The 18,600-nt window shown below is 74.5% G+C and carries 17 protein-coding genes; 12 read left to right on the forward strand and 5 right to left on the reverse strand.

What is annotated here, in order from left to right; genetic code table 11:
• Positions 1 to 21 precede the first annotated feature (21 nt).
• The 10 genes from ACFTZA_RS14845 (at position 22) to csrA (ending at position 8,530) form a co-directional block, all read left to right on the forward strand.
• Complete coding sequence (locus ACFTZA_RS14845; RefSeq protein WP_378196400.1) at positions 22 to 921, forward strand: flagellar motor switch protein FliM; 900 nt, start codon at positions 22 to 24, stop codon at positions 919 to 921.
• A gap of 2 nt (positions 922 to 923) precedes the next feature.
• The gene (locus ACFTZA_RS14850) at positions 924 to 1,628 is read left to right on the forward strand and encodes a FliM/FliN family flagellar motor switch protein (RefSeq protein ID WP_378196403.1); all 705 of its coding nucleotides are present in this window, start codon (positions 924 to 926) and stop codon (positions 1,626 to 1,628) included.
• 5 nt (positions 1,629 to 1,633) lie between these two features.
• Positions 1,634 to 2,215 (forward strand): FliO/MopB family protein, encoded by a 582-nt coding sequence (locus tag ACFTZA_RS14855; RefSeq protein WP_378196407.1) that lies wholly within the window; start codon positions 1,634 to 1,636, stop codon positions 2,213 to 2,215.
• Entirely contained in the window at positions 2,212 to 3,075 is an 864-nt protein-coding gene (fliP, locus tag ACFTZA_RS14860) for a flagellar type III secretion system pore protein FliP (protein WP_378196410.1), read from the forward strand. Before ACFTZA_RS14855 ends, fliP begins: the two co-directional genes overlap by 4 nt.
• A 3-nt stretch (positions 3,076 to 3,078) precedes the next feature.
• Complete coding sequence (gene fliQ, locus ACFTZA_RS14865; RefSeq protein ID WP_378196413.1) at positions 3,079 to 3,354, forward strand: flagellar biosynthesis protein FliQ; 276 nt, start codon at positions 3,079 to 3,081, stop codon at positions 3,352 to 3,354.
• Positions 3,355 to 3,359: 5 nt separating this feature from the next.
• Positions 3,360 to 4,112, forward strand: a complete 753-nt coding sequence (locus ACFTZA_RS14870) for a flagellar biosynthetic protein FliR (protein WP_378196416.1) — start codon at positions 3,360 to 3,362, stop codon at positions 4,110 to 4,112.
• Positions 4,112 to 5,245, forward strand: a complete 1,134-nt coding sequence (locus tag ACFTZA_RS14875) for a flagellar biosynthesis protein FlhB (protein ID WP_378196419.1) — start codon at positions 4,112 to 4,114, stop codon at positions 5,243 to 5,245. The genes ACFTZA_RS14870 and ACFTZA_RS14875 overlap by 1 nt, the downstream gene beginning before the upstream one ends.
• Before the next feature lie 124 nt (positions 5,246 to 5,369).
• Positions 5,370 to 7,418: a flagellar biosynthesis protein FlhA gene (locus ACFTZA_RS14880; RefSeq protein WP_378196539.1), complete on the forward strand. Its 2,049-nt coding sequence runs from the start codon at positions 5,370 to 5,372 to the stop codon at positions 7,416 to 7,418.
• On the forward strand, positions 7,390 to 8,229 hold the full coding sequence (locus ACFTZA_RS14885; RefSeq protein WP_378196422.1) for a hypothetical protein: 840 nt from the start codon (positions 7,390 to 7,392) through the stop codon (positions 8,227 to 8,229). The genes ACFTZA_RS14880 and ACFTZA_RS14885 overlap by 29 nt, the downstream gene beginning before the upstream one ends.
• A gap of 67 nt (positions 8,230 to 8,296) precedes the next feature.
• Positions 8,297 to 8,530 carry a carbon storage regulator CsrA gene (csrA, locus tag ACFTZA_RS14890; RefSeq protein WP_378196425.1) on the forward strand — a complete coding sequence of 78 codons (234 nt, stop codon included), beginning with the start codon at positions 8,297 to 8,299 and terminating at the stop codon, positions 8,528 to 8,530.
• 10 nt (positions 8,531 to 8,540) lie between these two features.
• Here the strand turns inward: csrA and ACFTZA_RS14895 are convergent, their stop codons facing one another.
• Positions 8,541 to 9,827 carry a hypothetical protein gene (locus ACFTZA_RS14895; protein ID WP_378196428.1) on the reverse strand — a complete coding sequence of 429 codons (1,287 nt, stop codon included), beginning with the start codon at positions 9,825 to 9,827 and terminating at the stop codon, positions 8,541 to 8,543.
• A gap of 141 nt (positions 9,828 to 9,968) precedes the next feature.
• Positions 9,969 to 10,919, reverse strand: coding sequence for a hypothetical protein (locus ACFTZA_RS14900; protein WP_378196431.1), 951 nt, complete (start codon positions 10,917 to 10,919; stop codon positions 9,969 to 9,971).
• A 377-nt stretch (positions 10,920 to 11,296) separates the two neighbouring features.
• Here ACFTZA_RS14900 and ACFTZA_RS14905 point away from each other — a divergent pair, with 377 nt between their 5' ends.
• Positions 11,297 to 11,908 carry a hypothetical protein gene (locus ACFTZA_RS14905; RefSeq protein WP_378196434.1) on the forward strand — a complete coding sequence of 204 codons (612 nt, stop codon included), beginning with the start codon at positions 11,297 to 11,299 and terminating at the stop codon, positions 11,906 to 11,908.
• Positions 11,909 to 11,914: 6 nt separating this feature from the next.
• Here ACFTZA_RS14905 and ACFTZA_RS14910 read toward each other — a convergent pair whose 3' ends face one another.
• Positions 11,915 to 14,542 carry a LuxR C-terminal-related transcriptional regulator gene (locus ACFTZA_RS14910; protein WP_378196437.1) on the reverse strand — a complete coding sequence of 876 codons (2,628 nt, stop codon included), beginning with the start codon at positions 14,540 to 14,542 and terminating at the stop codon, positions 11,915 to 11,917.
• 343 nt (positions 14,543 to 14,885) lie between these two features.
• Here ACFTZA_RS14910 and ACFTZA_RS14915 point away from each other — a divergent pair, with 343 nt between their 5' ends.
• On the forward strand, positions 14,886 to 16,133 hold the full coding sequence (locus ACFTZA_RS14915) for a hypothetical protein (RefSeq protein ID WP_378196440.1): 1,248 nt from the start codon (positions 14,886 to 14,888) through the stop codon (positions 16,131 to 16,133).
• A 9-nt stretch (positions 16,134 to 16,142) separates the two neighbouring features.
• Here ACFTZA_RS14915 and ACFTZA_RS14920 read toward each other — a convergent pair whose 3' ends face one another.
• The gene (locus tag ACFTZA_RS14920) at positions 16,143 to 16,652 is read right to left on the reverse strand and encodes a pyridoxamine 5'-phosphate oxidase family protein (RefSeq protein ID WP_378196443.1); all 510 of its coding nucleotides are present in this window, start codon (positions 16,650 to 16,652) and stop codon (positions 16,143 to 16,145) included.
• A 296-nt stretch (positions 16,653 to 16,948) separates the two neighbouring features.
• Positions 16,949 to 18,466: a glycerol kinase GlpK gene (glpK, locus tag ACFTZA_RS14925; protein WP_378196446.1), complete on the reverse strand. Its 1,518-nt coding sequence runs from the start codon at positions 18,464 to 18,466 to the stop codon at positions 16,949 to 16,951.
• Positions 18,467 to 18,600: the final 134 nt, after the last annotated feature.

Raw genomic sequence — 18,600 nt, forward strand, 5'->3', positions numbered from 1 at the left:
CCCCGGCGCATAGGACGCGACGTGAGCACGACGACACCCGTCCGCGTCCGTAGACCCGGCTCCCGGCGCAAGGTCGAGGTCTACGACTTCCGGCGGCCGACGACGCTCGTGCGCGAGCACTACCGCATCCTCGAGATGGCGTTCGAGAGCTTCGCGCGCCAGTGGGGCACCCAGCTCACGGCACGGATCCGCGTCGTCTCCCAGGTCGGGCTCACGTCCGTGACGATGCGGACCTACGACGACTACGTCGCCGACCTGCCGATGACCACGACCGTCGTCGTGTGCGAGATCGACGGCGTCGCCCCGCGCGCCGTGCTCGAGTTCCCGCACACCGACGCGCTCACGTGGATCGCCCACATGCTCGGCGCGGGCTCCTACATCCCGGAGATCGACCGGAAGTTCACGGACGTCGAGCGGACGCTCATGACGTCGCTGGTCACCGAGACGCTGCGCGACCTGCGCCACTCGCTCGGGCGGCTGCTCGAGAACCCGCTGAAGATCGCCTCGATCCAGCACAACTCCCAGTTCGCGCAGGCCGCCCCCACCGCGGAGCTCATGATCGTCGCGGAGTTCGGCCTGCGCGTGGGGGAGCGGTCGTGCCGTGCCACGCTCGCGCTGCCGTCCGTCGCCCTGCTGCCCAACATGGGCGAGGCGAACCCCGCCGACGACCCGTCCGACGCCAGCACGCGCACCCGACAGCACCTCGCGCGCTCGCTCGTCGACGTCAGCGTCGAGCTGTCCGCCGCCTCGATGACCGCGAGCGAGGTGATCGACCTCGCCGTGGGCGACGTGATCCGCCTGCCGCACCCCCGCAACCGCCCGCTCGACGTCGTCGTCGACGGCCACGTCCTGGCCCGCGGCGCCGTGGGCTCGTCGGGGTCCCGACTCGCCTGCCGCATCGTCACCACCGAGGAGAACTGACCATGACCACCGCCAGCACGGTCGACAGCACCGCCGCCCAGGTCGCCACGGAGGCCGCCCGCGCGCTCGTCGGGCTGGTCCCGACGAGCACGCCGCTCACGGCCGCCCTCTCCGGGGGTGCTCCGGTGGGGCCGCAGGCCGCCCAGGCGGTCGTCGCCTCGTACGTGGGCGCGTCGAGCACGGACATGGCTCTCGCCCTCATCGACCAGGACTCGCTCGCCGGCGCGTCGGAGGCGGCCACGCTCGACGTGACCGACGTGCTCCGCCCGGCCCTCGAGGCCGCCGGCGCGACGACGGGCGTCGGCGTCCTCGGCGAGCTGCACGTCGGTGACGCGACCGACCTCTTCGAGGACGAGCAGTCCGTGGTCTTCGAGCTCTCCACGAGCGGGGGTGCGACGGCGGGGTGGTTCGTCGTCCGCACCCGGACGCCGATGCGCGGCCTCCCCGACGAGGCGATGACCGGCGACCGGCTCGCGCGCATCTCCGGCGTCGAGATGAACGTCGCGGTCATCGTCGGCCACACCCGCATGCCGGTGCGCGACGTGCTCAACCTCGAGCCGGGCGCGGTCGTCGAGCTCGACCGCTCGGCCGGCGCGCCCGCCGACGTGCAGCTCAACGGGCGCACGATCGCCAAGGGCGAGGTGGTCGTCGTCGACGGCGGCGACTACGGGGTGCGCATCACCAAGATCCTCGACGCGGACGACTGATCGGCGTGGACGTCACCACCGTCGTGCGGGTCGTCTTCTCGCTGGCCGTCGTCTTCGGCCTGCTGTGGGTGTCGTACCGGGTCGCCGGCCGGGGCTCGCGCTCCGCGTCCGCGGGCCGCGGGGAGCAGCTCACGGTCGTCGCCCGCCAGGGGCTCACGCAGAAGAGCGCCGCCGTCCTGCTCGAGGCGGGCGGCAAGCGGTACCTGCTGGGCGTCACCGAGGCGTCCGTGACGGTGATCGACGGCCCGACGTCGCCGACCCCGGGCGCGTCGCCGTCGCTCCCGGCGACGGCGACGTCCGCGGACGCGCCCCGCGTCCCGTCCGCGGGTGCGGAGCCGGGGACGAGCACGGGGCCGGGCTCGGCGGACAGCTTCGACGACATCGTCACGGCGGCGGAGCGGTGGCTCGCCGAGGAGACGGACCGGCCCAACCCGTGGCCGGAGCTGCCGCCCCGGCACGAGGCGCCGACCCGCGCCGCCGCGCGCACGGCCGCCGCGGCCGTGACCGCACCGACCCCGCTCGAGACGTTCCTCGCGCGCGACACCTGGCGCAGGGCGGCGCAGGCCGTGCTGGGCGCCCGGCGATGACCGCGACCACCTGCCGGGACCGGTGCCCGCCCGGCCGCTCCGGCGTCGCGCCGCGCGCCGTGGTGCTCGTGCTGCTGGTGCTGCTCGTCGCCGTCGCGACGGTCCTGCTCGCGCCCGCCGCCGGTGCGGCGCCGGTCGACCCGGACGCCCCCGCGGCGCCGGTCGCGCCGACGGACCCGCAGGACGCGGGCAGCAGCATCTCGGTCGAGATCAACGGTCCCAACGGCGAGCCGTCGTCGTCCCTCGTCACGCTCGTCGGGATCACGCTGCTCTCGCTCGCGCCGACGCTGCTGCTCATGATGACGGCGTTCACCAAGATCTTCGTCGTCCTCGCGCTGACCCGGAACGCGCTCGGCACGGCGACGGTGCCGCCGAACATGGTCCTCGCGGGACTCGCCCTGTTCCTCACGCTGTTCGTCATGGCGCCCGTGGTCGGCGAGATCAACGACGCCGCGGTGCAGCCCTACCTCGACGGCAGCACGACGTTCAGCCAGGCGCTGGAGGCGGGCGGCGCGCCGCTGCGCGAGTTCATGCTCGCGCACACGCGCGAGGAGGACCTCGCGCTCATGACCCGGGCCGCCGACCTCCAGAACCCCGCCACCCCGGCCGACGTGCCGTTCACCACGCTCGTGCCGGCGTTCGTCATCTCGGAGCTGCGGGCCGCGTTCATCATCGGCTTCGTCGTCTTCGTGCCGTTCCTCGTCATCGACCTCGTGGTCTCGGCCGCCCTCATGAGCATGGGCATGATGATGCTGCCGCCCACCATGATCTCGCTGCCCTTCAAGCTGCTGCTCTTCGTCCTCGTCGACGGCTGGGGGCTCATCACGACCTCGCTCATCGGCACCTACGGGGTGGGGTGAGCCGTGGACACCACCGCCGTCCTCGACATCGCCATGCAGGCGATGGTCCTCGCCGCGAAGCTCGCGGCGCCCGTGCTCCTGACCGCGCTCGTCGTCGGCTTCGTCGTCTCGCTCGTGCAGTCGGTCACGCAGATCCAGGAGATCACCCTGTCGTTCGTGCCCAAGGCGATCGCGGCCGCCGTCGCGCTCCTGCTGTGCGGCAACTGGATGATCGGCGAGCTCGTGACCTTCACGCACGCCATGTTCGACCTCATCCCGACGCTGCTGAACGGCGGCTGACGGGCGTGGAGCTCGCCGTCGACCAGGCGTGGCTCGAGGCGACGATGCTCGCGGGCGTGCGCATCGCCGCCTTCATGGTCCTGGCGCCGCCGTTCTCGCACAACGCCGTCCCGCGCCAGGTGCGCGCGATCCTCGCCGTCTCGCTCGGGCTCGCCGTCTCCGCGCAGGTCTCGCCCGCCTACGAGCCCGTCGGCACCGGCCGGTTCGTCGGGTACCTCGTCGCGGAGGCGCTCACGGGCGCGGTGCTCGGTGCCCTCGTCATGATCGTCTTCTCCGCGATCACGGCCGCCGGGTCGCACCTCGACCTGTTCGGCGGCTTCTCCCTCGCGATGGCGTTCGACCCCCAGACCAACGTCAACGGCGCGCAGTTCACGCGGCTCTTCGCCCTCGCGACGGTCGTGCTCATGTTCACGTCGGACGCCTACCAGCTCGTCGTGCTCGGCCTCGCGCGGTCCTACGACGCCGTCCCCGTGGGGTCCTTCGTCGCGATCCCCGCGGAGTCGTTCATCGAGGTCTTCACCGGGGCCTTCCTCGCCGGCCTGCAGATCGCCGGGCCCATCATCGTCGTGCTGTTCCTCGCCGACGTCGGTCTCGGCCTCGTCAACCGCGTCGCCCCGGCGCTCAACGCCTTCGCGATGGGCTTCCCGCTGAAGATCTTCCTCACGCTCTCGCTCGTGGGGACGGTGCTCGTCGTGCTGCCGCACGTCGTCTCGACGCTCACCGGGCACGCGCTCGCACGGATGTCAGGGGTGGGCTGATGGCCGACACCACCGAGGAGAGGACCGAGAAGGCCTCCGAGAAGCGGATGAAGGAGGTCCGCTCCAAGGGGCAGCTCAGCAAGTCCCAGGACCTCACCGCCTGGGTCGGCGTCGCCGCCGCGGCGGCCGTCGTCCCGCTCGTGCTGGGCACCGCCTCGGACGCGGCGACCGAGCAGGTGCTGTCCGTGCGCTCGGTCATCGAGAACCCCGAGCCGGCCGTCGCGCTGCAGCTGCTGCAGGAGGGGCTCGGCTCCCTCGTCCGCACGACGGCGCCGCTGCTCGCCGCGACCGCGCTCGCCGTGCTCGTCGCCTCCGTGGCCCAGGGCGGCCTGCACCTGAAGAAGATGCGCGGCGAGTTCAACCAGTTCAACCCGGTCAGCGGGCTCAAGCAGACGTTCGGGCCGCAGGCGCTGTGGAACGGGGCCAAGGCGCTCCTGAAGACGACCGTCGTCGGCGTGGTGCTGTACGTCGTCGTACGGTCGCTCATGCCGGTGCTGCTCTCGGCGGGCGGCCTGCCCGTCGCGTCGCTGCTCGAGGCCGCCGGCTCGGGCGTGCGCGCGCTCCTGCTGTGGGCGATCGCCGCGGGCGTGGCCCTCGCGCTGCTCGACGTGCTCGTCGTGGCGCGGCGCAACCGCAAGAAGACGCGCATGACCAAGAAGGAGCTCAAGGACGAGCACAAGAACAGCGACGGCGACCCGCTCGTGAGGTCCCAGCGCCGGTCCATGGCCCGGGCCATGTCGCGCAACCGCATGATCGCCTCGGTGTCGGACGCCGACGTCGTCGTGGTCAACCCCACGCACGTCGCCGTCGCGCTGCGCTACGAGCCCGGGCGCTCGGCCCCGCGCGTCGTCGCCAAGGGCGCCGACCACGTCGCCGCGCGCATCCGCGAGAAGGCCGAGGAGTGCCGCGTACCGATGGTCCGCGACGTCACCCTGGCGCGCGCGCTGCACAAGGCCTGCGACGTCGGGCAGGAGGTGCCGGTCGAGCTCTACATGGCGGTCGCGCGCGTCCTCGCCTTCGTCATGGCGCTCGCGCGCCGGGGTGCGGCGGCCTCGTCGGTCCCGCACCGCATGACACGGCCTGCGATCGCGCCGGGGGAGTGGCCCCCGGCGGAGGAGGCGCAGGCGGCATGACGCCGAGCCCGTGCCGGAGCCTGCTGCCCGAGCACGGTGGCGCATAGGGCGTCACGGCGACACCCGCGGCGTCGCCCAGGACCCGGAAGGACCAGCGTCCCGCGTGCGTAACAAGTCCCTGACCATGATCGCCGTGCCGCTCGGCGTCGTCGGCATCGTGCTGCTGCTCGTCGTGCCGGTCCCGGCCGCGATGCTCGACGTGCTCATCATCGTCAACATCCTGCTGTCGCTCGTGATCCTGCTGACGTCGATGTTCGTGAAGAAGCCGCTCGACTTCTCGGTCTTCCCGTCGCTGCTCCTCGTCGCGACGCTGTTCCGGCTGGGGCTCAACGTCGCCTCGACGCGCCTCGTGCTCGGGGACGGCTACGCGGGCGAGGTGATCGGCGCGTTCGGCCACATCGTCGTCGACGGCAACTTCGTCATCGGCATGGTCGTGTTCCTCATCCTCGTCGTCATCCAGTTCCTCGTCATCACCAAGGGTGCCGAGCGCGTCGCGGAGGTGGGCGCGCGCTTCACGCTCGACGCGATGCCCGGCAAGCAGATGGCGATCGACGCCGACCTCAACGCCGGGCTCATCAGCGAGAAGGACGCCAGGGCGCGGCGCGCGGAGATCTCCGCGGAGGCCGACTTCTACGGCGCGATGGACGGCGCGTCGAAGTTCGTCAAGGGGGACGCGATCGCGGGCATCGTCATCACCCTCATCAACCTGGTGGGCGGCATCGTCATCGGCGTCGTGATGCACGGGCTGCCCGTCATGGAGTCGGTCGACACCTACTCGATCCTCACCATCGGCGACGGCCTCGTCACGCAGGTCCCGGCGCTGCTCATGGCGGTCGCCACGGGCATGATCGTGACGCGCTCGAACGCCGACGAGGGCGACGTCGGGTCGCAGGCCTCGAGCCAGCTCGTGCAGTCCAGCCAGGCGGTCGCGATCGCCGGCGCCGCGGCGCTCGCCATGTCGTTCATCGAGGGCATGCCGCGGCTGCCGTTCCTCGTGCTGGGCGTCGGTCTGCTCGTCGCCGCGCAGCAGATCCGCGCGAGCCACCGCCGCAGCGAGCTCGCGCGCGCCGCGGCCGAGCAGCTCGAGCGGAACGAGGCGCAGGCGCCCGACAGCAACGAGAACCTCATCGAGCAGATGCGCGTGCACGCGCTCGAGATCCTCCTCGCCCCCGACCTCGTCGACCTCGTCACCGGCGCCCACGACGACCTCCTCGGCCGCGTGCGCGCGCTGCGCCGCAAGATCGCGATGGAGCTCGGCGTCGTCGTCCCGCCCGTGCGGACGCGCGACTCGATCGAGCTCCCCGCCTCGACCTACGCCGTGCGCATCGCCGGCGTGGAGGCCGGGCGCGGCCAGGCGCCGTCCGGCAAGGTGCTCGCCCTGGGCGACGGCCTGGCGAACCTGCCCGGGCAGACCACGGTCGACCCGGTCTTCGGCATGGAGGGCAAGTGGGTGCCCGTCGAGATGCGGCACAGCGCGGAGATGGCGGGCGCGACCGTGATCGACCGCGTCTCCGTGCTCGTCACGCACCTGTCCGCGATCATCACCGCCAACGCCGCCCGCCTGCTCTCGCGCGAGGACGTGAGGGTGCTCACGGACGAGGTCAAGCGCACCAACCCCTCCGCCGTCGACGAGCTCACGCCGTCGCTGCTGTCGCTCGCCGAGATCCAGCGCGTGCTGCAGGGCCTGCTGGAGGAGCAGGTCGCCGTCAACGACCTGCCGCGCATCTACGAGGCGCTCGCGCTCGCCGCGAAGCGGTCCACCGAACCCGAGCACCTGGTCGAGTCCGCCCGGGCCGCGCTCGGACCCGCGATCCCGGCCGGCCACACCGTGGGCGGCACGATCCGCGTCGTGACGATCGCGCCGGCGCTCGAGCAGGCGCTGCTCGCGGGGCGTCAGCCGGGCGGGGAGAACGGGTCGACCATCGTCGTGGACCCCGCCCGCCTCGACGCGTTCCGCACGTCGGTGGCCGAGCGGGTGACGGCGGCGCGCCGGTCGGGCGACGACGTCGTCCTCGTGTGCGCCCCGTCCCTGCGGCCCGCCGTCCGCCGGCTCACCGCGACGCAGCTGCCCGACCTGCCCGTGCTGTCGTACACGGAGGTCGTCGCGGGCAACGCCCTCGTGGAGACGGTGGGGGTGGTGAACGATGCCCAGGCGATTGCGGCTCGAGGGTGAGTCCCTGCAGTCGATCCTCGACGAGGCGCGACGCACCCACGGCCCCGAGGCCCGGATCGTCTCCGCCGAGCGCGTCATCACGGGGGGCATCAAGGGCCTGTTCGGCCGCCAGCACTTCGAGGCCGTCGTCGAGGTGACGAGCGCCCCGTCCGCGCCCGCGACCGCGTCCGCCGTGCGCTTCCCGGCCTCGCGCCGGGCCGGCATCGCGGCCCTGCTCGACGACGCCGACGACGCCGACCGGCTGCACCCGTCGCGCGCCGAGGACCTCGAGGTCTCGACCGGTGGCGAGGAGTTCGCCGCGCTGCTCGACGAGCTCGTCGCGGAGACCGCCCTGGTCGCCCCGCCCGCACCGGCCACGGCCGACGGCCCCTCGACCGCCCCGGGCGACCTCGTGGCGCTCGTCGGGCTGGGCCACGACGCCGTCCCGGTCGCCCGTGCCATGGCCGGGAGCCTCGCCCTCCTCGTCGCGGGCGCCGGTCTCGCCGACGCCGGCGACGCACCGCGCGTGGACGGTCGGCGCGGGGCCACGGAGGCGCGTGCCCGCGGGGTCCGCGCGGGCACGGCGACCGCCGTCGCGGTCGGCGTGGGCGTGGACCCCGCGGACGCCCGCGCGGTCCTCGACGAGCTCGGGCCCGAGGAGGTGTGGGTCGTCGTGGACGCGTCGCGCAAGCCCGCCGACACCGCGGCCTGGGTGGGCGCGGTGCGCCGCCTGGCGGACGTGCGTGCCATGGTCGTGGTGGGGCAGGAGCTCACGCTCACGCCGGAGACCGTGGAGGCGCTCGGGCTGCCGGTCGGCTGGGACGCACGCTGAGCGGAGCCCGGCTGCATAGGTGCACGAGGACAGGTCAGGAAGACCACGGAACGTCAGGAGGACGTCGATGCTGGTGCTGGGTCGGAAGGTGGGCGAGCGGATCCTCATCGGCGACGACGTCGTGGTCACCGTCGTGTCCGTGAGCAAGGACGGCGTGCGCGTGGGCATCGAGGCCCCCCGGGACGTGCGCATCCACCGGGCCGAGATCGTCGACCAGGTCGCGGAGGACAACCGCGCTGCGTCCGCGACGGACGCCGGCGCGGACGTCCGTGCGCTGCTCGGCCTGCGCCGCGCGTCCTGAGCACGACGGCTCAGAAGCCGCCCCAGCCTCCGTACCAGTCGTCGCGGGTGCGGCGCCAGTCCTCGCGCGCCTGCTCCCAGTCGGACCGGGCGCGCTCCCAGCGGTCGCGGACCCGCTCCCAGTCCTCGCGGACCCTGTCCCAGTCCTGCTGGTCGTCCGCGCCCCGGCCGGGTGCGGCGGGGGTGCCGGACGGCGGGGCGGGCGTCGGCGGCGGTGTCGCGCCACCGGGGCCGCCGGCGGGCGGCGCGGCGGGCGGCGGGGCCGGGACCGGGCCGGGTGCCGGGGGCTCGGGGGCCGGGGCGGGTGCCACGGTCTCGGGTGCCGGCGCCGGTGCCGGCTCCGGCTGGGTGGTCACGGGCGGCTCCGGGCTGGGTTCCGGCGCGGGGACGACCTGCGGCACCTCGGCCACGGGCTCCTGCGAGCCCGTCGACGGCTCCACGCCGTCGAGGTCGAAGGGCTTCCAGCCGAACGGCTGGAGCTGGAGCCGGTCGAGCTCGAACTCTCCCGCCGTGCCGTCCGGCGCGCTGTCGTCGGCGGGCGCGATGGCGGCACCGAAGATGAGCGTGACGCTGGACAGCGCGGCCGCGGCGCCGAACCGGACCGAGCGCGTGGCGTTGCTGCTGCGCACGGTGCGGACGCCCTGCACGCCCTGCACGTCCTGCAGGGCGGCACGCCGCGTCCCGCGGCGCACGCGGTCGGCCGGAGGCACGACCCGCGGGGCGGCCTGGGGGACGGGCGGGAAGACCATCCCCGGCAGGGCGACGCGGTGACCGGTGCCCGCCACCGGGCGGCGGACCGGTTCCGCGGCCGTGTCGCGGACGGCGCGGACCGGGGTCTGCCGGGCCTGCGTGGCGGCCCGCGTCGCGCGCGTGATCGCGCCGTCGGTGGTGGCCGCGGCCTGGCGCAGCGTCAGCAGGGCCGCACGGTCGGCGGCGAGCCGGTGGTGGTACGGCGTCACGACGAGACGGCCTCGCGCAGCCTCGTCACGGACGGCTCGCACCGCCTCGAAGCGCACCGTCGGTGCCCACGCGCGGGGGTCGACGACCCGGTGGCCCGACACGGCGTCGCGCAGCACGCCGCGCTGGACGGTCCCCACGACCTCGAGCGCGGCACCGCGGTCCGTCTCCTCGACCCCGAGCGCGCGCACCAGGCGGCGGGCGTCGCGGCTGAGCTCGTCGGAGTGCTGCGCGCCGACGACGGCGAGAGCGTGCTCGCGCGCGGCGACGGGCATCCGCACGACACCGGCCAGCACGCCGCGGACGCCCGCGTGCTGCCACCTCGCCCCTGCGTCAGACATTCCCTCGTCCCCCTGTACCCCTGCGTCCCCCTGCATCCCTGCGACGCACGCTCTATCCCGCGGTGCGTATTCTCCCACCGCCGAGCCGGTGGCCCGTCGCGCGTCCTGCGTCGGACGTCCGCGACGTCCGGGTGCCGGTACTCACGCGTGCTCCAGCGCGCCGACGTCGATCCCCATGGTGCGCAGCTGCTCGACGGCGAGCTCGCGGACGCGCTCGATGTGGGCGATCGTCCGGCGGCGCGGCAGCCCGAGCGTCCGGGAGATCCACACCACGGTGTCCTGCCCGGGCAGCGGTCCGCCGCCGCCGTACGCCTCCGACATCCACAGCGCCGCGACGCGACCGCACGCCGGGTGCTCGGCACGCGCGGCGTCCACGACGGACCGCATCAGCGCCGGCACCTCGACGGGGTGGAGCACGCAGTCCGGGTCGTCGTCGAGGTGCGCGTCCGCGTCGAGCGCGTCGTCGAACGGCAGCGCGCCGCGCATGACGAGCTCGTCGGCCTCGGTCACGACCATGCCCTGCCGCACGACGTCGGCCCGGTGGGCGCCCAGCCGCTCGTTCGTGGCCTGCACCGCCTCCTGCACAGTCGGTGCGGTGCCGCGCAGCGCCGCGAGCTCCGAGCGCGTGCGCGCGAGCTCGCGCCGCCGCCGCTGGGCCGCCACCATGCCCGACGCCGGCGCGGTCGCGTGGTCGACGAAGGAGCGGACCCGCGGTCGCGCGGTGTAGACGACGATCGCGAGGAAGGAGCGCATCGTGCGCAGGTAGCCCGGGTCCCGCCGGGACCGCTCGAGCATCTCCCACGCCGTCTCGGTGACGATCGCGTCGACGTCGTCCAGGTAGCGCGCGGCCGGCACGGCGTTCGCGCGGCACAGGTGCGCGGCCATGCGGCGCCAGTGCGTGCGGTGCTCGGCGATGAAGGCCGAGACCTCGGCCCGGTAGCGGGCGTCGTCCTCGAGGGAGACGATGCGCTCGACCTCGGAGCGCACGGCGTCGGGGGCGGCGAGGTCGTCCGCCAGACCCTCTTCGACGGCGCGCGGCGACGCCTCGCGCACCCGCTCGGGATGCGTGCTCAGAGCAATCTGGTAGTTCACGGTTCAAGCATGGGGTGGCGGCAGGACCTCCTGCACTCCCACACGCTTCTTTCACACCATGGTTCACCCTTTTTTCATCCCTTTCGGCGCGTGCGCCCCGAACGGCCCGTCCGTCCCTCCCGCGGGACAGGGGAGAGGTCCCCGTCGCGTCGCGTCGTGGAGGGGGCCTCGCGTCGCTACACTGCCGCCTTGGCGAACGTCTCGCCGGGCGGGGGCGCGGACTCAGGGACGAGAGCAGGAGGTGGGGGCATGGCCGCACGGGCCTGCACGCCGTCCCGCCCGTCGCGCGCGGCGTCCCCGGCCGCCCTCGCACCCGCGACCGTACCGCCCCCGGCCCGCGGGAGCGGTACCGGACGGCACCGGGCGGTGGCGTCGCGATGAGCCCGCACGAGGGCGGGCCCGCCGCGTGGGACGACACCACGTGGGCGGCCTGGGCCGTCGGCCTCGTCGAGCCGCTGGTCGACCCCTACGAACGCGTCGCGACCCTCGAGGCGATGCGCGACCAGGCCCGTGGCCACCGGCTGCGCGCGGTCACGCTGCTCGCCGGGACGCTGACGGACCTGCTCGACTCGCTGCCCGAGCACGACCCGTGGCGCCACGTCGACCCCGCCACGTTCGGCACCTACCGTGACGGCCTCGACCTCGTCCCGACGGAGGCCACGGAGATCCGCGAGGACATCGGCCTCGCGGCCCTCGCCAGGCCCCTCGGCCGCGACGGCGCCCGGCTCATGAGCGAGGCGGAGCACGGCTGGGAGAACGCGGCCCACGCCGCGAGCGCCCAGGAGGACCCGGTCACCGCGCTGACGCGCGCCGTCGCGTGGGCCTCCTGGCGCCGCCGGGTGTACCTCGGCGACGACAGCTACCCGGTGCTGGTCCTGTTCTCGTGGCTGCGCCGTGCCGCGCTCGTCGAGGCCGGCCGCGAGATCGACGACGACCCCGCCCGCCAGCAGATGCGCGCCTCCGCGAAGATCGTCGACGACCTCGTCTGAGACGTCTCACAGGTCGCCGAGCGCCGTCGCGGGGTCCACGTGGTCGGCGGCGATGAGGCCGAGGTCGATGCCCTTCGCGAGCGCGTCCTCCCGGCGGCGCACCCCCAGCTTGCGGTACACCGACCGCAGCTGGCTCTTGACCGTGTTCACCGAGACCATGAGGCTGCGCGAGATCTCCGCCGCGGTCGCGTGCCGCATCAGCGCGTCGAGCACGACGACCTCGCGGTCCGTCAGCGGCTGGGGGAGGTCGGCGACCGGCACGAACAGCTCCGGGACGTGCTCGACGTCGGCGAGCACGCGCTGCGCCGTCTGGTCACGGCTGCGGGTCGCCAGCCCGGCGAGCGCGAGCAGGTCGCGGCGCGGGGGCAGGGCCAGCGCGAAGCGCAGCCGGCGGTCCTCCGCCACCGCCGCGAGCTTGCCCAGGGCGTCGCACGCGGCGGTCTCGTCCTCGGCGCGGGTGAGGGTCGCTGCGAGCAGCGTCCAGTGCGCGACGCGCAGCCGTGGCGCCGCGTCGGCCGGGGGCGTGTGCTCCACGAGCAGGTCGCGCGCGGTCTGCCAGCCGTCCGTGAGCAGCGCGACGTGCGCGCGCAGCAGCGGCGTGAGCGGCGACTGGGACGGCGCGACCTTGAGCAGGGCGTGGACGGCGCCGACCCGCCCGCGCGCGAGGTTGAGCAGACCGCTCGCGTAGCCCAGCTGCTCGATGTTGCGGGTGGTGATGCGCCGCGCACCACGCTCGGACTCCACGTAACGCCGCAGGCGCTCGCTGCCGAGCGCCGTCTCGAACGCGGTGAGGTCGACGACCGCCTGGACGGTCGCGAACAGCGGGCGGGACTCGAGCGTCGCCAGGTGCGGGCGCATGACGTCGAGGTGGTCCTGCGCGCCGCGCGCGTCGAACTGCTCGAGACGCACGAGCGCCCGGGCGAGACGGTAGAGGTCGTCGCCGCGCCCCGCGTGCACGGGCTCGTGCGGCGACGCGTCGATGATCTCGAGGTCGCGGGCGGCCTCGGGCATGTCGCCGCGCATGGCGCGCACGAGGGCGCGCAGCGAGAGTCCGTACAGCGTGCGCGGGTTCTCCGTCGGGGAGTCGCCGAGGTCGTCCAGCACGGACAGCGCCTCGGCCGGCGAGCCGCCGCGCGCGAGGGACATGGCGATCTCGGCGCGCAGGCGGGGCAGCTCGCGGCCCATCTGGCGCCGCTCGTCCAGGCGCAGCTCGTTGAGCGACCGCTGCGCCCGGCGCGCGGGCTCGGTCGCGCGCTGCGCGGATCCGGTGGAGCGCAGCGCGACCGACTCGAGCACCTCGAGGACCACGCGCTCGGTCGGCGAGGCGGCCCGTGCGCGCGGCTTGATCGCGGCGAGCGCGACCCGGTACAGCTCGATCGCCTCGGCGCGCTGGCCCGGCACGCTGTCGTGGTGGATCGCGAGCGCGCCGGCGAGCAGGGGGTACCGACGCAGCTCGTGCACGGGGATGCGGCGCAGGTGGTCGAGCCGCGCGAGCGTGTGCGGCTCGAGCAGCTCGGCCCAGTACCGGGACACGGCCGCGGAGGCCAGGTCGAGGTCGTCGGCGGTGACGGCGTGCCGCAGCGCCTCGACGGGGTAGCCGTTCGCGAGGTACCACCGCGCCGTGGCGAGCTCGAGCCGGTGCGCCTCCTCGGGCTGCTCGAGCCGGGCGGTCTCCAGCACGAGCGAGCGCACGACGGGGAAGAGCACGAAGACCCGTCCGGCGGGCCGGCGCTCCCAGGCGCCGAGCCCGCGTTCCTCGAGCACGGAGAGCAGGTCGGGCGCGCGCGGGTCGCGGCTCAGTGCGACGGCGAGGTCGGCCGTGAGGATCGACGGGACGGCGCACTGCGTCAGGAGCGTCTCGAGCCGCGAGCGCTGCGGGCCCAGCAGCTGCTTGTCGACCGCGGCGCGCAGCAGCTCGTCGGCGACCTGGACGTGGGCCGGCGTGCCGTGGGAGCCGGCCATCTCGGCGGCGAGCATCGCCACGCGCAGGTACAGGGGCTGCCCGCCCGTGCGCACGTGCGCCTCCGTCGGGTCGAGCGTGACTCCGGCGTGCCGCAGCACGCGCGCCGTCTCGTCCGGCGTGAACGGCAGCTGGTCGGCGGTGATGACGGTCCGGTCGAGCTCGAGCCCGACCGCGGGGGCCTCCAGCGGCGACGACGTGCGTGTCGCGACCGCGACGCACAGGGTGGGGCACAGGCGCAGCAGCGCGAGCACGTCGGCGTGGACCTCGTCGTCCGTCACCTCCTGGTAGTCGTCGACCACGATGACGACGTCGCCCGGCACCGCGAGGAACGCCTCCGCGAGGCGCTCGGGGATCTCGTCGGCCTCCAGCTCGCCCGGCCCGAACGCCGCGTCGAAGCCCTCGAGGCCGCTGCGGGACGCGCGCCGCGCGACCGCGCGCCACAGGTCGAGCCGGGTGGTGGCGGGCGTGGCGGTGAACCAGACACCGGCCGCTCCGCGGCGTCGCGCCCACTCGGCGAGCAGCGACGTCTTCCCGCTCCCCGACGGGCCGTGGACGACGCGCAGCGCGGCGTCGGCGTCGAGCCGGTCGAGCAGCCTCTCCCGGACGAGCTCCAGGTGCGGAGCCCGGGGCGCGCCGTACAGCCGGCACGTCCTCGCCTCCGCGTCCCGCATCCCGCCTCCTCGCTCTCCCTCGGTGCGGCCCAGGGACGGCGCCGGCGGCCTCGACGACGTGTCTCAGGAGCGGCACCGTGCCGATCCGACCTTCACGATAGGCGAGGCGCCGCGCGCGTTCGCGGGCAGGGCCGGATTTCGCCCGGTGCGTGCCATAGGCCGGGCCTCGTCGCACCGGACGGACCCGGACGAGCGGGTCGGAACGGACGGCAGGTGCGTACGTGCCCCGGTGGTCCGCGTGTCGTGCGGACTGAGCCGCGCACCCGCCGCATAGGGTCGGCGGGGCCGCTGGCGGCCGGACCCGAGCCGGGGGGAGGGGAGCGGGCGCGGAGCCCGCACGACCATGAGCCGAACTGTCGCGCGTCGCGCGCTGGTCGCGACCCTCGCCGTCGTGTGCGCGCTCGTCGTCCCCGCCGCCCCCGCCGGCGCGGCGGTCCCGGCGCCCACCGTGCAGGCCGCGATCCTCGCCCTCGTCCCCGTGCCGCGCGCGACCTCGGGCACGGCCGACCCTCCACCCTCCGCCGACCCGGGTCCGACCTCGTCCGGGACGGGACCGTCCTGGTCGGGTGACGTGGCGCTCGTCGACGTGCCCGTGCCGGAGGTGGTGGTCCGTCGCGCGCCGGACGGGACGCCGACGGCGTACGTCCTCCCGGACACGCTCGGCGTGCGGTGGGTGGTCGACACGCGGCCCGTGGCCGACGTCGGGACGCGCGACGACGGGGCGTGGCGGCTGGACGCGAGCCCGGCCGGTGCGCCCGTCGTCGTCGTCGCCGTCGCCGAGGCGGGGCACCGGCTCGTGCGGGAGGACGGCACGGCCGCCTCCGCGGTGGCCGTGCTCGACCTGCGCCGAGCGGTCGCGGCGGTCCGCCCCCGGGTCGTCGACGGCGACGGGACGGCCGACGCCTTCGTCGTCCCGGACGTGGCGGGCCTGGTCGTGGCGGACGACGCCGGCACGGTGCTCGCGCCGGGCAGCCGGCACGTCGTCACGGGCTACGTCGACCACGAGGCGGTCGTGGTCCTGACCCTCTCGGCCGCGCCGGGCCACCGGCTCGAGGTCGACGGCGTCCCGGTCGAGGCGATCCCGGGCGAGGGCGCTCCGTGGCTCGTGGAGCTGCGCTTCGCCGGCACCGTCGCGGTCGAGCCCGTCGCGCCCACGTTCACGCCCGGGCAGGGCGCCGCGGGCACGGTCACGGTGCCGCTCGTCGAGGGCGTGGAGTACCGCGTGGGCGACGAGGTGACGGGTCCGGGCGTGCACGCCGCCACGGGCATGGTGGCGGTGAGCGCGCGCGCCCTGGACGGCTACGTCCTCGTGGGCGACGCCGCGTGGTCCCACACCTTCGCCGCACCCGGCGCGCCGGCGGACGCGTCGGCGGTCGACGCCGGTCCCGCGGCGACCGCCGGCGGTGGTGCGCGCGTGCGGGGTGCGGCGGGACCCGCTGCCGCCGCCGCGGGCGACGACACCGCGCCCGTCGCGGCTCCGGCGCCGCTGGAGCCGAGCCGGGCCGCGATCGACCCGGTCACGCTGCTCGTGGGCGGTCTGGTGCTCGGCGGGCTCCTGCTCCTGCGCGGTCGCCGGGACCAGGTGGTCTGAGGCGGCGCCTCAGAGCCGCACGGTCTCGTTCTCCCCGCCCTCGTAGGGCTTGCCGGTGACCTTGGTGGTGACGAGCCGGAACAGGGTCGCGACGCGGCCGCCGGGGGAGTCCCAGTACTCCGCGGTGTCGGCGTGCAGGCGGATCAGCACGACGCCGGGCGTGTCCGGCCCGTCGGGGAACCACGCGTCGGCGACGGCGTTCCACAGCTCGCGGATCTTGGCGCGGTCCCGCACGACGCTCGCACGCCCGGACAGCGACACCCACGAGCTCTTGCCGGAGAACGCGGCGTTCGCCGCGGAGTCATGGGCGATCTCGGCGACCTTGTGCGAGTCCTCGGCCGCGAAGAACCACAGGTCTCCGTCGAAGTCGACGGCCTGCACGCCCATGGGCCGGCTGACGAGGCTCCCGTCCTCGGCGACGGTCGTGAGCATGGCGATCCGCTCGTCCTTGACGAGCTCGCGAACCTTCTCGACCTCGTCGGACCCGGCGTGCGGCTGCTCGTCGTGCGTGTCGGTCATGACGCCTCCCGTCCTCCCGGCCGCGCTCCGCGACCACCCCCGACGCTAGGCACGTCCGGGCCGCCCCGCCCGCCGACCGTCGTCCTTCACCCCTGTCGGCGAGGTGGACTCCGAGCCGGTCGAGGTGGTCCCGCAGGGGTGACAGGAAAAGGAGGAGGTGGGGTGGTGTCGCCGGTCGTGGCGGGTCTGGCGGGAGCGCGCGAGGAACGAGCGCGCGGAGGGAAGACCGGCGGCACCACCCCACCTCCTCCGGACGCGAAGGCGAGAACCTCCGGGAGAGGGCGGGACCGAGGGGACTACTGCTCCACGTCGTCGTCCACCCAGTCCATCGTCTTCGTCACGGCCTTCTTCCAGTTGCGGTAGAGGCGGTCGCGCTCGCCCGGCTCGACGGACGGCGTCCACCGCTTGTCCTCGGCCCAGTTCGCGACGACGTCCTCCTCGCCCTTCCAGAACCCGACGGCGATGCCGGCGGCGTAGGCGGCGCCGAGGGCCGTGGTCTCGGCGACCTTGGGCCGGACGACGTCGACGCCGAGCTGGTCGGCCTGGAACTGCATGAGCAGCTCGTTGGCGACCATGCCGCCGTCGACGCGGAGCTCGGTGAGGTCGACGCCGGAGTCGGCGTTCATGGCGTCGACGACCTCGCGGCTCTGGTACGCCGTGGCCTCGAGCGCGGCGCGCGCGATGTGGTTGCGGTTGACGTACCGGGTCAGGCCGACGAGCGCGCCGCGGGCGTCGGGCCGCCAGTAGGGCGCGAACAGGCCGGAGAAGGCGGGCACGAAGTAGGCGCCGCCGTTGTCCTCGACCTTGCGGGCGAGCCACTCGACGTCGGGGGCGTCCTCGAACATGCCGAGGTTGTCGCGCAGCCACTGCACCAGGGAGCCGGTGACGGCGATGGAGCCCTCGAGCGCGTAGACGGCGGCGGCGTCGCCGATCTTGTAGCAGACGGTGGTGAGCAGGCCGTTCTTGCTCATGACCTTCTCGGTGCCGGTGTTGAGCAGCAGGAAGTTGCCGGTGCCGTACGTGTTCTTGGCCTGCCCGACCTCGAAGCACGCCTGCCCGAACGTGGCCGCCTGCTGGTCCCCGAGGATGCCGGCGATGGGCACGCCGGGGACCATGCCGCGCGGGCGCCCCTTGCCGTACACCTCGGAGGAGGAGCGGATCTCGGGGAGCATCGACATCGGGATGCCCATGTCGGCGGCGATGTCCTCGCGCCACGACAGCGTGTCGAGGTCCATGAGCATGGTGCGCGACGCGTTGGTGACGTCGGTGACGTGCACGCCGCCCTCGGTGCCGCCGGTCATGTTCCACAGCACCCAGGTGTCGGTGTTGCCGAACAGCAGGTCGCCCTTCTCGGCCTTCTCGCGGGCGCCCTCGACGTTGTCGAGGATCCACTTGATCTTCGGGCCGGAGAAGTAGGTGGCGAGCGGAAGGCCGACGATCGACTTGTACTTCTCGGGTCCCTCGGACCCGCCGAGCTCCTCGACGATCTTCTGGGTGCGCGTGTCCTGCCAGACGATTGCGTTGTAGACGGGCTTGCCGGTGGTCCGGTCCCACACGACGGCCGTCTCGCGCTGGTTGGTGATGCCGACGGCGGCGATGTCCTCGTGCGTGAGGTTCCCCCGCGTCAGGGCGAGCCCGACGACCTCGCGCACGTTGTTCCAGATCTGCTCGGGGTTGTGCTCGACCCAGCCTGCCCGCGGGAAGATCTGGTCGTGCTCGAGCTGGCCGGTGGAGACGATCTCCCCGGAGTGGTTGAAGACGATGGCACGGGAGCTGGTCGTGCCCTGGTCGATGGCGAGGACGTAGTCGGCCATGGTGGTTCAGTCCTTCACGTCGGTGTGGGTGGGTGGTGGGCCGGTCGTCGGGGGGGGGGGGGGGGGGCCCCCCCCCCCCCCCGGGGGGGGGGGGGGGGGGGCCGGGGGGGGGGGGGGGCGAACCCCCCCGGCCC

The organism is Cellulosimicrobium sp. NPDC057127 (assembly GCF_042670945.1).
Classification (GTDB): domain Bacteria; phylum Actinomycetota; class Actinomycetes; order Actinomycetales; family Cellulomonadaceae; genus Cellulosimicrobium.

What these genes read in the sequence shown, in the direction of transcription:
- ACFTZA_RS14880 (WP_378196539.1), top strand. Translation starts at nt 5,370, where the DNA reads ATGATCGCCGTGCCGCTCGGCGTCGTCGGCATCGTGCTGCTGCTCGTC.
- ACFTZA_RS14905 (WP_378196434.1), top strand. Translation starts at nt 11,297, where the DNA reads ATGAGCCCGCACGAGGGCGGGCCCGCCGCGTGGGACGACACCACGTGG.
- ACFTZA_RS14850 (WP_378196403.1), top strand. Translation starts at nt 924, where the DNA reads ATGACCACCGCCAGCACGGTCGACAGCACCGCCGCCCAGGTCGCCACG.
- ACFTZA_RS14895 (WP_378196428.1), bottom strand. Translation starts at nt 9,827, where the DNA reads ATGTCTGACGCAGGGGCGAGGTGGCAGCACGCGGGCGTCCGCGGCGTG.
- ACFTZA_RS14915 (WP_378196440.1), top strand. Translation starts at nt 14,886, where the DNA reads ATGAGCCGAACTGTCGCGCGTCGCGCGCTGGTCGCGACCCTCGCCGTC.
- ACFTZA_RS14875 (WP_378196419.1), top strand. Translation starts at nt 4,112, where the DNA reads ATGGCCGACACCACCGAGGAGAGGACCGAGAAGGCCTCCGAGAAGCGG.
- ACFTZA_RS14920 (WP_378196443.1), bottom strand. Translation starts at nt 16,652, where the DNA reads ATGACCGACACGCACGACGAGCAGCCGCACGCCGGGTCCGACGAGGTC.
- fliP (WP_378196410.1), top strand. Translation starts at nt 2,212, where the DNA reads ATGACCGCGACCACCTGCCGGGACCGGTGCCCGCCCGGCCGCTCCGGC.
- csrA (WP_378196425.1), top strand. Translation starts at nt 8,297, where the DNA reads ATGCTGGTGCTGGGTCGGAAGGTGGGCGAGCGGATCCTCATCGGCGAC.
- ACFTZA_RS14910 (WP_378196437.1), bottom strand. Translation starts at nt 14,542, where the DNA reads ATGCGGGACGCGGAGGCGAGGACGTGCCGGCTGTACGGCGCGCCCCGG.
- ACFTZA_RS14885 (WP_378196422.1), top strand. Translation starts at nt 7,390, where the DNA reads ATGCCCAGGCGATTGCGGCTCGAGGGTGAGTCCCTGCAGTCGATCCTC.
- glpK (WP_378196446.1), bottom strand. Translation starts at nt 18,466, where the DNA reads ATGGCCGACTACGTCCTCGCCATCGACCAGGGCACGACCAGCTCCCGT.